Raw genomic sequence first — 12,147 nt, 5'->3', positions numbered from 1 at the left:
TAATAGGTTATGAGAAATGTCACAGAGAAAAATAAGGAAAATATTATACCGATTATAAATGGGGGAACATGCGATCCTTGCTGTAAAGGATTAAATACCCTCTGTGAGAAAATTGGTTTGCATGGATGTCAGGCAACGGCGGCGGATCCTCCGAAATGACAGTAGTTAAAGAGCACATGGTACATAAACTTCCTGATCAAGTGAGTTATGAGCAAGGCGCCTTGGTAGAACCGGTAGCAGTAGCCCTTCATGCCGTACGTCAAAGCAAGCTGAAATCCGGCGATACCTGCGTCGTATTTGGCCTGGGTTCAATCGGTCTGGCTGTCATTCAATGCCTCAAAGCATCCGGCGCGGCAAAAGTCGTAGCTGTTGATATTACGCATGAACGTAGAGAAAAAGCTTTGAGTTTGGGCGCAACCTATCCGTAGATCCTTTGAAGGAAAATGTGACTAAAGTCGTACGTGCATTGACCGGAAAAGGAGCAGATGTCTGCTTTGAAGTGGCGGGTGTGGAACCATCGCTCGTAAGTGCCGTGGATTGCGTCAAACAAAATGATCAAGTGATGATCGTCAGCCTGTGGGAGAAAAACCCTTCCATCGCATTGAATTCACTCGTTTTCAAAGAAATCGATATCAAAGGCACCATTTGCTATCGCGACATTTTCCCTGCGGTGATCGATATGATGGCCGACGGAAGACTCCAGTCCGAAAAGCTCATTACAAACAAAATTAAACTGGATGATATCACGGAAAAAGGCTTTGAAGCGATCCTGAAAAATAAAAACGAAATCAAAATTTTGGTTACGGCGCAAGCGAATAACTAGAATATAAAACAAGCCATAGGGCGTCCCATTGTTTAAGATGGGGCTCTATGGCTTTTTAATCGTTGTTTCAATAACCTGCTCTGAATCATTCCTGCCTTGCGACCACAGCACTGGATTGCAATTTATTCCCGGCTACTCATTTTCTCCATGCAAAGCCCGGAATTCATCTTCAAGCAGCGACATTTCAATCATGTCATGGAATTTTCCGTCCTGGTATATGGCGTCCCGCTGTATTCCTTCTTGTTGAAAACCGATTTTCTTATATACATGAATAGCTCTCGGGTTAAAAGGATAAACGCCCAGATGGATCCGGTGCAGTTTTAATGTTTCGAAGCCGTGGCGGAGCGTGAGAATCATCGCTTCCGTACCGTGACCTTTGCCGCGATTGGATGAGCCTTGAATGCCGATTCGAATATTCGCGCTGCGGTTCGCAGAATCGATTTCGTTCAAAACGACCTCACCCAGCAATTCTTTCGTTTCCTTCGATATGATCATGAAATCAACGCGATCCGGATTCGGTTCTGCGATCTTTCGCAGCCAATCGGCAATGACCTCGCGGGTAAATTCTTGATTTGAGCCTGTTAGCTTTTTCGATTCGGCATCCTGCAAAAACGAGTAATATGCCTCTAAATCGGTCTCTTTCGCCATACGTAAAATAATGCCTTTTCCTTCGATCTGCAGCCCTTCTATTTGTTCCATCATGCTGCTCCTCTCCCTGTATTTGCCTATATCATATCATTTGTTCGTTTGAAAATATCAAATAACGCTTCGTTGAATTTCGTTTTTTGCTCAAGCATGGGGATATGGCCCGCATCCGGAATGAAATAAAACAGCTTAAGCGGCGCTTGTATGCTCAAGAAGAATTCCTGCGCCAGCGGATAAGGGGTTTGCCAATCCCGATCGCCATGGATATAAAAGACAGGTATTTTATAGTCAGTCCCGATAGTCGAAAGATCGTATGATTCCATTAAATATTTCCAGATGTGATCCTGCCTTCCGTCAGCTGCCCCGGAGATAAAAAAATATCTCGTATCTTTAAGAGTATAAAAGGGCGAACATAACGCATTCATGACAAGCTCTGGTGTTGGACCAGCCGATAGCTTATATTTTCTTTGAAATTTCCGTACCTGTTTAAGCTTCCGGATCATTTCGTCACCGAATGCAGGCGTAGGGTAAGGTTCCAAACGAAGTAGTGCTTGATAATGATGGTCATTTCCTGCCTTTTTCGCCGTTTCCAGTACTTTTTCATAACCGACGCGTTCATTGTCCCTCATATTGACAACCTGCCCAACGCCGATATAAGCCTGTACGAGCTCCGGATATTTTTTAATGAACAGGCTGCCAAGCACCGAACCCCATGAATGCCCCAGAATGAAAATCTTCTCTTTGTGATGCTTATTTCGTAAACCTTTTTAAATTAACGAAAATGCTAGGGATGCGCATTGATGTAAGCGGAATCAATAGAATGGAAATATAGCTGATAGTACAGTTTGAAGCGATAGTACGATTGATGCATGCTCTTAGATCGAGTAAAAATTCATGAAAAAGAATGAAAACTATGAAAAAAACTTAGATATTCGGCGAAAAGGAGGGGTTAAAGGCAAGAAATTCTAAAATTTGTCGATAGCTGCGGCAATTTCATGTGTTATATTGTAGGTGTTAGAGTTTAATAATTTGAATAATATTAAATTTATTCTTTCAAAGATATTTATTCATTAGGCATCCAGGCCTAGTGATGATATAAGTTCATAAGGTCATAAGGAGTGGGATGGATGGACGATAAATGCATATCGGTTGTTGTCCCCGCTTACAATGAGGAAGAGGTCATCCGGCAGTGCTACAGCGCATTAACGGACGTAATGATCGACACAAGTTATGCATACGAGCTTCTCTTTGTAAACGATGGGAGCAAGGACCGCACGATGAGCATTTTGGATGAGCTGGCAAGGGAGGATGACCACGTTCGGGTTATAAACTTTGCCAGAAATTTTGGTCATCAGGCAGCGGTTACGGCGGGCATCAACCAATCAAGAGGCGACTGTGTCGTCATTATCGATGCGGATTTGCAGGACCCTCCCGAAGTGATTCATGACATGCTGGAGAAGTGGAAGGAAGGATACGACGTCGTATACGGAAAACGAAGAAAACGTAAAGGCGAAACGCTGTTCAAGCTTGCGTCGGCTTCTTTGTTCTATCGCTTTCTTCAGCGTATGTCAGATACCCATATCCCGCGGGATACGGGGGATTTTCGTTTGATCGACCGCAAGGTCGTGCATGTATTTAACCGAATGACGGAGCGAAACAAATTTATTCGCGGGATCATCAGTTGGATTGGATTTAACCAGACCTTCGTGGAATATGACCGGGATGAGCGGGCCGCGGGTGAAACGAAATATCCGCTGCGCAAGATGATCGCTTTTGCTTCTGACGGAATTTTTTCTTTTTCGTCCAAACCGCTAAAACTGATCACCCGGATGGGGATGTTGACGGTCGTGCTTGCTTTTGTGGTGCTGGTATACTCCTTGTGCGCGAAGCTGTTTGATCTTCCTGCAGTAGAGCGGGGTTGGACGTCTATTATGACCGCCATTACTTTGTTTAGCGGTGTCCAGATGCTGTCGCTGGGCATTATGGGTGAATATATAGCCCGAATATATGACGAAAGCAAAAACAGACCTCAGTATATTATAAGAGAGACCCTCCACTACCCACATGATGAAATTCATAAACATGAGACGTATCCAAGAGAATACCGACAGTCTGAGTTCGTTTCCAAATAATACCCGGAAAAACGTGCCTAAAGCAGGAGGTAGGACGGTGAAAAATTTTTGGACATGCGGGATGAGCGTCATTTTGGCACTAAATGTTCTTACGGCCTGCGACAGTCCCACGATCCAAAATGGACAGCCGAAAAATTCGGAAAAGCCTACAGGTCCAGAAAATCCGACTGCTGCCCATAATACGCATTTTAGTGATCAGTTGAAATTGCAGCATCATCGCGAGGACACTGAACGTTTTGTCATGAGCAAAATGTACGGGCCATATGGAGCCTATACGAATTTTGAGGATAGCAGCGAGTCGGATACGGCTGCCACAGGTCACGAGATTTTGAGCGAATCCGCAGGCCTGTTGATGCGTTATGATGTGCTAACGAATCAGAAGGATGCTTTTCAAGCCGAATGGGAGCGCGCAAAGCAAATATTTGATCTTCCTTCAGGTTTTAGCTACCGTTTCAGTCCCAAGCAGGATAAGAAATACACGATCAATGCCGCCGTCGACGACCTTCGGATCATTAGAGCCTTGTATGATGCAGGGGATCAGTTTCATTCCAAGGATTATGTCGAATTGGCTGACGCCTACGGCAAACGGTTCTATAACTTTAACGTCAAGGACGACAAGCTTTACGATTTTTACGACGAAACCTATAAGGTTACAAATGATTTTGTGACGTTATGTTATATTGATCTAACGACATTGAAACGGCTGGCCATCCCTGCAAAGCAGCAAACCGCTTTGATCGAAAATATGCAGAAAATCATCCAAAACGGATATTTGTCGGACGCCTTTCCCTTTTACGAGACGAGATATCATTATGGTACGGATACATACCGTTCGGAAGGGATTAACACAGTTGAGTCGGTGCTAACGATCCTTACGTTATCCGAGGCCGGTCTTGAGCATCCCGAAAGCATCGCTTACTTGAAAGAACATGTGAAGAACGGAACATTGTACGGCCAATATGACAAAAACGGCATCCCGCAGAATCAGATCCAGTCAACCGCGATCTATGCCATAACGGCTATGATTGGTTCTGTGCTGGGTGACGTTGATTTGTATAAGGACAGCATACAGCAGATGGAGAAGTACCGGGTGACCGATAAGACAAGCCCGCTGTACGGCGGCTACGGGGATCCGGCGACGAAACAAGCTTTTTCATTTGACAATTTGATGGCATTGCTCGCATATGCCCACTAGAGCCGGGCGTTTGCGGAAATGAAAGCAGGTGTATAGCATTGGCAAAGGCTCTTTGGTTAAAAAAGCTCGGTTACAGGATGACTGTCCTCAGCCGCTATATTTCTCCGTCTCTGCTGGCAGCGTCGCTGGTGCTGATCATCACGGTTATCGCACTGTTCGTGCCGCCTTACATCGGGATGGCTGACAACGGGGACTATTTCCGTGTTTTGTACAGCAATGGGCTGTATTTCAACAACCCCGACTATGATAGTTTGTATCTGGGCCATTTTAATAAGCAATTCGGAATATTCCAATATTTCAACGAAAATGGAGCTACCTTAACGTCCTCGCAATCCCTTCTAATACGTTTATCGGTTTGGATCAATCAATTATTTAATCAGCAGGTATTTGACATCCGGGTTCAAGCGGCGCTATTGACGATATTGTATACGGTGGCCGTCTATTTGTTCGTTGAGGCATTAACCTGGAAAATGAAACCGAAATACGGTTATTTGGTAGCCGTTTTGGCTGTGTTTTTATTTGCGGATACCGCCTATACGGCTTTCTTCAACTCGTTCTTCAGCGAGAGTATGGTTTGGATTATGCTCATTTATTTATTCGCCTCCGGTTTATTGCTGTTCCGCAAAAGATACTCTGATTATGCGATGATGATTATCTTTTTTATAAGCGGCCTCTTCCTTACAACAAGCAAACAGCAAAATGCGCCTGTCGGCATCATTATCGCCGTGATGGGAATCATTTTTATTTTTGTGCGGAAGCAGCGAGGTTATCGGGCCATGGTGGCGTCTTCGCTCGCTTTTCTAATGCTTGCGGGCATTGCTACTTATGTGCTGATTCCAAAGGAGTTCGTCAACATCAACCAATACCATGCCATGACACGCGGCGTGCTGATGCAATCCGAAGACCCTGAAGCAACGCTGAAATCTTTTGGGATTAACAAGCAATATGCCGTTCTCAATGAAAGCATCTATTACGAGCCATACACGACGGTGGATGTGAATTCCAAAATTCTCGAGGACAATTTTTACAATCACTATGGCTTCGTATCCATTCTTGCTTATTATATAACCCATCCTGATCAAGCAGGAAAAATGATGGACCTTGCCGCTAAAAACGCGTTCACCATCCGCCCGCCGGCGATGGGAAACTATGAGAAGTCTGCAGGAAAACCCTTTGGGGCGCAGACGAAGTTTTTTTCCGGATATAGTGAGCTGAAAAAAGCGCTTGCTCCCAAAACATTCGGCTTCATTGTCATCTGGATGCTGGTCGTTACGGGGATGTATGCCCCTCATTTCGTCGCTGCGATGAAGGCCAGAGATGTACGAAGCATGGTTCGCTTGCCTTTGATACTCATGCTGATGTTCATGGGGCTGTCTGGAATCTTTGTTTCGATCATTGGCGCAGGGGATGCGGACTTGTCGAAGCATGAATTTTTATTTACGGCTGCTTTTGATTTGGTAACGTTCACCGCAGTCGCAGATGCATTGTGCCGGAATCTGTGGCAGAACAAGCCGGCGGCTCAAGAAAAATCAGTAGCGGTGCAGAATTAAATCGGAAGAAAGGGGGGCGATTCATTGAGACGAAAACATTCTTGGAATGTTATGGTGCTGGTGCTGCTCATATCAAGCCTTGTTCTTCCGGCAGTACCGGTACAAGCGGCTGATCATCCGTCTCTTCCTTCGGTTCTTATCGTGTATGACAGCCTGGGGATGGGAACGAAGCATGAAGGCAACGTGGAGGCTTTAAAGCGCCTGCTTGCATCATTTAGGGTTCAGGTGACGGCCGAATCCGTCGATTCCTATACTGCCGGGTCGCTTAACAACTATTCCAAACTTATCGAGGTGCGCAACCGTTCCGATCTTTTGGAGGAACAAAGTGAATTTTTCAAAGACCTGCAGTCTTATCAAGGAGATTTTCTCTACATTGGGGAAAGGCCGAGAGACAAGCTGGCACAAATGCTAGGACTTCAGGTTCAAGCCGTACAGAAAGTGGCGGATCTTTCGATCGGGCCGTTTGCAGAGAAATCCATCAGCGTCCCATATTTTTTTGATTCGAAACAAGCTGAGATTAGGCGGTACGGCACTCTAAAGGTACAAGCATTGGGTACAAGCTATCCCTACGCGGTGCAGAGGGGGGCATATGCTTATGTTCCTTTTATGGAGAGGGACACTCTAAGCGAGATTGCTGTGTCCTACGTACTTAAGGACTGGCTTCAGGAGGATCAAAAAAGTCACTATTTCCTTGTTTTCAAAGAGATATATCCTTTTTCGGACCTGAGCCTGCTGGAGCGAATGTCGGATGAGCTGTTTGAGGCGGGCATCCCGTTCATCGTAAGTGTACACCCGGTATTCAACAATACCGATTATCCTGCCATGAAGCGTTATATGAATACCTTAAAATATGTTCAGTCCCGCAATGGTACCGTCCTGGTTGAAGCGCCTGTCGTGGCTTCTACCATTCAGGACCTGGATCGCAGCTTGTACCATCAGATGGAGCATTTTATCGATGTGCTGGCACAAGATGGAATCGTGCCTTTAGGGATGGGAACCGAGATGTATTGGTCGTATGACGAACATTACGTTTCGGAAGGGATGGCGTTTTTTGACTCCGTGATTCTTTTTCCGGACGCGCGTCCGATCTATAAAGCGAAACGAAATCGGTCCGAAGCGTTCCCGTCCTCGCTTTACAGCGTGAATCCGGAGTTTCTGAAGCGCTACCTTGCCGATGACCGTTTGATCAAGCCGCTGCCGATGGATACTGCGATTACATTTAACTTTGTAGAGAAAGAGTCCGAACTTGAGAGTCTGGTTGATGGGCTCAAAAATAGCTGGATCACCTTTGAAGATTACAAAACGGAAGCCCACAGCGTAAAAACCGAAACCAACGAGTTGAAATCAGAGCGCGGTTCGCTTGTTCTTAATGGGGTCAACCTTGGGATTCAGGCAAGCCATGTGGAAACGAGTTCCGACTATGTATATAAACAGCATGGGCAAAAGAGTTTTGAGACCTGGTTTACGGTTCAGAACAAGATTTTTATCGTCATTATTTTCATTACCTTAGTCGTATTTTGCGGATTCCTGATTATTGGGTATCGCATGTACAAACGGAAATTTTACAAGTAAGGAGGCAGTCATGACCGCTGCAGACATCTTGATGCTGATTGCCGTCATCAGTATATGGTCGTTGCTTCTCGTTAATGTCGTGCTGATTATTTCCGGCTACCTGTACTATATAGAAAATGAAAAGCGAGAGGTGCCGCCGCTTCCTGAGGACGTCCCCTTTGTCTCGCTGATGGTTCCCGCCCATAACGAAGGCAAGGTCATTACGCAAACGGTGGAGGCGCTGCTTGCGCTTGATTATCCGCATGACCGCTATGAGATTATCGTGATTAATGACAATTCGAGCGATAACAGCAGCGAATTGCTTGCGAGGCTTCAAGCCAAGTACAAAGAGCGCCAATTGATCGTGATTAACACGGACCACGTTACGGGCGGAAAAGGGAAGTCGAATGCACTGAACATTGGTTTTAAGCAAAGCAGGGGAGAATTTATCGCCATCTACGACGCCGACAATACGCCGGAGAAGACGGCTCTCCGTTATCTTGTCGGGGAAATTACGCATGATCCCACGCTTGGGGCGGTGATCGGGAAGTTCCGCACCCGCAATCGTTTTGCGAACCTTTTGACCCGCTTTATCAATATTGAGACTTTGTCTTTCCAATGGATGGCTCAGGCAGGAAGATGGAAACTCTTCAAGCTGTGTACCATTCCAGGCACCAACTTCATTATGCGCCGGGAGATCATTGAGGCTATCGGGGGCTGGGACGTCAAGGCAATTGCGGAGGACACGGAAATCAGCTTTCGCATCTATATGATGGGCTACCGCATCAAGTTCCAGCCCAAGTCCGTAACGTGGGAGCAGGAGCCGCAAACGTTAAAGGTATGGTTCAAGCAGCGGACAAGGTGGGCGAAGGGCAATATTTATGTTATTGTTAAAAATTTGCCGCTGCTGTTCGACCGGTCAGCAAAACGGATACATTTCGATCTTCTTTATTTCTTATCGATCTATTTCTTATTGCTGACTTCGCTTATCATGTCTGACGTGCTGCTCATTTTATATGCACTTGGGCTTGTCCATACGACAATTGCCGGGCTCAGCTCATTTTTATGGCTGCTTGCCGTCATTTTATTTGTGACCGGTACCTTTATTACGTTGATTACGGAAAAAGGAGAAATGCGACTGTCGAATCTGTGGATCATCATGCTGATGTACATATCTTACTGTCAGTTATGGATGGTTGTAGCTGCTTACGGTTTATACAACTATATTAAGGATTTGATTTTTAAAAGGGAAGTCAAATGGTACAAAACCGAACGTTATTAAGACAAGGGGGAGAAACGTGAAACCAAGATCAATGATCTCCGGCATTCTTTGCTTTATTTTATTCGTGATTTCCTGCGGTCAGGTATACGCCCAGCCCGATGCAGGCAGCAATCGATTAACCTACGAGACATCGTTAACCAATGCTAATGTCTCATTATCCGGAGTTACCGCATCGCGTTCGATGTATATTCGGTTGGAGGATTACTGGAACGTTAGCGAACTGACGCTGCATTTGGATTATCAGGCGACTCAACTGGCAAGAAAGGAAGAGTCCAGTGTAACGCTGAAGATGAATGGCACCAAGTTCTATTCCTTCCGCCCCGCCCAGGATAAGAAGCAGAACTTAACCGTATCGGTTCCAAAAGATTTGCTGATTCCAGGGAGCAATACGCTGTCGATCGAAGGTTATATTTTGACGAATCTGCCTGATCGCCTTTGTGTGCCTACGGAGAAGCGGGACAATTGGCTGGAGCTGTACAAAACTTCATACGCCCAAATCAATTATACGAAACAAGACATAGGCAATAGCATCCGAAATTTCAATCAGCAGTTCGTCGGTCTGGATACGTTAAAAGACAAGCGGAGCGCGCTTGCGGTTCCAAACGACAGCGACTCCCAGGAGCTTGAAGCAGCTGTATACGCTCTTTCCGGCTTTGCCAAGAGCAACCGCTCGGAAGACAATACGATTCCGATGCTGTCTCTCGATGACAAGGCACTTGACCAGCACGAAACGGTTGTGATCGTTGCCTTATACAATCATCTGCCTGACAAGTGGAAGCAAGCACTGGGACAAGTCGACGTCCATGACAAAGCGCTGATCCGCGTGGCGAATGCAGGAGCAGGACCTGCGCTTATCGTGACGTCAGAGGATCCTCTCATGCTTAAAAAAGCAGGCCGTTTGCTCGGCAATCAGATGTTGGTCGACCAACTGGATGGACCTGAAAAATGGGTGGACGCGGACACGGACGTGGAAACACCGGCAATCAATGTGAGCCGGGACGTCACGCTTACGGAGACAGGTGATAAACTCACCGGCATGATGCATCAAGAGAAGAGCTACTTCGTGTCGCTGCCGGCAAACCGTTTTATTGCCGATTCAAGCAAAATCAATCTTGATTTTCGATATTCGGACAATCTGGATTTTGATCGCTCTCTCATCACGATTTTGATTAATGACACGCCGATTGGCAGCAAAAAGCTGACGAAAGAAATGTCCAATCAGGACCGGCTTACGCTGACGATTCCGAAAAATCTTGAGGTTTCGGGCAGTTTCACTGTCACGGCGGCTTTTGACCTGGAGCTGAAAAGCGCAGGCTGTATCGAACTTCAGGATCAGATGCCTTGGGCTTACATTACAAAGGATTCTCTTCTGCAGTTAAATACCAAAGACCGTACGGACTTATTGTTCAATAATTATCCTAACCCTTTTTTAAGAGATGCAAGCTACAACAAAATCGCGGTGCTGCTGCCTGAGAAGATGGATTCCTATGGTTATCTTACGATCGGAAATCTGTTTCATTTGCTCGGCAAGTATGCGGAAGCCAACACAGGTGAAGTAACCTTTTATAAAATTTCGGAAATACCAGCAGATTCAAAACTGCAGCAGTACAATCTCATATCGATTGGCTCATACAAGGACAATGCCTGGTTGCAAAAGCAAAACGGCAAGCTTTTCTTTCAATACAGTCCTGATGGGACTAGGCTGTTGTCCAACGAGAAAATGAGCATCGAAGAAAACTATGGCAAGCGGATCGGGACACTCCAGCTGATGAAATCTCCCTATAATCAGGGTTATGGCTGGCTCGCCGTGACCGGGGCAAGCTCCAAATACAACTATTTGGCTTCGAATCTGCTGGCTACGGATAGTGCGAAATGGAAGGTCTATGGGGATGGGGTTGTTACAGATGCAGATGGCAATACCAAGGCCTTCCGCTTCAAGAAACAAGCTGAGCAGGCTGATCATGGCATGATCGCTCAGATTACCGAACGAAAGGATGTCATGGGCTTCATTGTGGCGCTGGGGCTTACCGGCATTCTGGTAATCGTATCGCTAGTTCTCCTGATTCGTAAGTACAGAAAGAGAGCGGGTGGGGAATGATGAAGCGCTATCAGAATAGTTTGCTGTCGGATACAGCCTTTTTGCTGCTGTTTGTGATTTGTTTTATTCATATTGTGTTTACGGCGGGAGAACCGGATCACTATATGATCAATATGATCCTGCTTAATGTATCTTTTTTGATTGCGGTCATCACTTATTTTACCAACATCACCGTCGGGCTTATCCTTAATATCGTATTTATATTCGGCTACGGAACCTATACCATTTATCAAACCGTCGTTGTCGGGGAACCGCTGCAAAGCTACCATTATTACTGGTTAATCATGACGCCTGTTTTAACGGCGGTCATTGCGCTTCTGACCTTTGCCAACCGGCGTTTGCAGCAGGAGGCGGAGCAGCTGCAAAAAAGAAATGCTTCGCTCGCGACATTGGATGAACGCACAAACTTGAAAAACAGCCGCTCCTTTCAAAGCGACGCAACCATTTTTATGGCGCTTTCCAATCGTTATGAGATCCCGTTAACGCTGCTAGTGATGACGGTAAAACATTGGGATGAAATGAGCCGGATGATCAGCGAAGCCCAGGTCACGGAAATGATCTATGACATTTCGAGGATGAGCGAGACAAGCATCCGTATGAATGACTCCCTATATATGTTGAATGCGGATCATCCGACCTGGGGCCTGCTGCTGTTTACCGATCAAGACGGCGCAAAAGTGGTTGTGCAGCGCCTGAAAGAAAAGGTCGAATCGTTTAACACGATCGAATTCTCCAACAAGTACAAACTTGACATGAAACTTACGGTCGGAGCGATTCAGTATAACCCTGACGAGATTGAGGAACCGCTTGATTTTATCGCGAAAGCGCGCCAGAAGATGGAATATGATGTATAGAAGGTGAGGTCTGTGGT

8 protein-coding genes and 2 pseudogenes are annotated in these 12,147 nt (G+C 45.9%); 8 read left to right on the top strand and 2 right to left on the bottom strand.

Features of this window, described 5'->3' with window-relative positions:
- The first annotated feature begins 125 nt into the window (after positions 1-125).
- Positions 126-823, top strand: a pseudogene (locus L6442_RS33150) (zinc-binding dehydrogenase).
- A gap of 132 nt (positions 824-955) precedes the next feature.
- Here L6442_RS33150 and L6442_RS19530 read toward each other — a convergent pair.
- Together L6442_RS19530 and L6442_RS19525 are read right to left on the bottom strand one after the other, a co-directional pair.
- Positions 956-1,525, bottom strand: coding sequence for a GNAT family N-acetyltransferase (locus L6442_RS19530; protein ID WP_212976724.1), 570 nt, complete (start codon positions 1,523-1,525; stop codon positions 956-958).
- 23 nt (positions 1,526-1,548) lie between these two features.
- Positions 1,549-2,217 (bottom strand): annotated as a pseudogene (locus L6442_RS19525) (alpha/beta fold hydrolase); the annotation flags it as partial.
- 378 nt (positions 2,218-2,595) lie between these two features.
- Here L6442_RS19525 and L6442_RS19520 point away from each other — a divergent pair.
- From L6442_RS19520 to L6442_RS19490, 7 genes are read left to right on the top strand one after another with little or no spacing between them, the layout of a single operon-like run.
- A complete protein-coding gene (locus tag L6442_RS19520) occupies positions 2,596-3,600 on the top strand; it encodes a glycosyltransferase (RefSeq protein ID WP_212976723.1) in 1,005 nt (334 codons plus the stop codon).
- A gap of 37 nt (positions 3,601-3,637) precedes the next feature.
- Positions 3,638-4,795 carry a hypothetical protein gene (locus L6442_RS19515; protein WP_237099996.1) on the top strand — a complete coding sequence of 386 codons (1,158 nt, stop codon included), beginning with the start codon at positions 3,638-3,640 and terminating at the stop codon, positions 4,793-4,795.
- 38 nt (positions 4,796-4,833) lie between these two features.
- On the top strand, positions 4,834-6,345 hold the full coding sequence (wsfD, locus tag L6442_RS19510; protein WP_237099995.1) for a glycan biosynthesis hexose transferase WsfD: 1,512 nt from the start codon (positions 4,834-4,836) through the stop codon (positions 6,343-6,345).
- 24 nt (positions 6,346-6,369) lie between these two features.
- The gene (locus L6442_RS19505; RefSeq protein WP_212976722.1) at positions 6,370-7,917 is read left to right on the top strand and encodes a hypothetical protein; all 1,548 of its coding nucleotides are present in this window, start codon (positions 6,370-6,372) and stop codon (positions 7,915-7,917) included.
- Positions 7,918-7,927: 10 nt separating this feature from the next.
- The gene (locus L6442_RS19500) at positions 7,928-9,178 is read left to right on the top strand and encodes a glycosyltransferase family 2 protein (protein WP_212976721.1); all 1,251 of its coding nucleotides are present in this window, start codon (positions 7,928-7,930) and stop codon (positions 9,176-9,178) included.
- Positions 9,179-9,194: 16 nt separating this feature from the next.
- On the top strand, positions 9,195-11,276 hold the full coding sequence (locus tag L6442_RS19495) for a cellulose biosynthesis cyclic di-GMP-binding regulatory protein BcsB (protein WP_212976720.1): 2,082 nt from the start codon (positions 9,195-9,197) through the stop codon (positions 11,274-11,276).
- Positions 11,273-12,130, top strand: coding sequence for a diguanylate cyclase domain-containing protein (locus tag L6442_RS19490; protein WP_237099994.1), 858 nt, complete (start codon positions 11,273-11,275; stop codon positions 12,128-12,130). Before L6442_RS19495 ends, L6442_RS19490 begins: the two co-directional genes overlap by 4 nt.
- The last annotated feature ends 17 nt before the right edge of the window (positions 12,131-12,147 follow it).

Origin of the sequence: Paenibacillus azoreducens (assembly GCF_021654775.1) — a bacterium.
GTDB classification, from domain to species: domain Bacteria; phylum Bacillota; class Bacilli; order Paenibacillales; family Paenibacillaceae; genus Paenibacillus_AQ; species Paenibacillus_AQ azoreducens.
The sequence above is the reverse complement of the archived record's forward strand: the minus strand, read 5'-3'. Positions and strand labels throughout refer to the sequence as shown.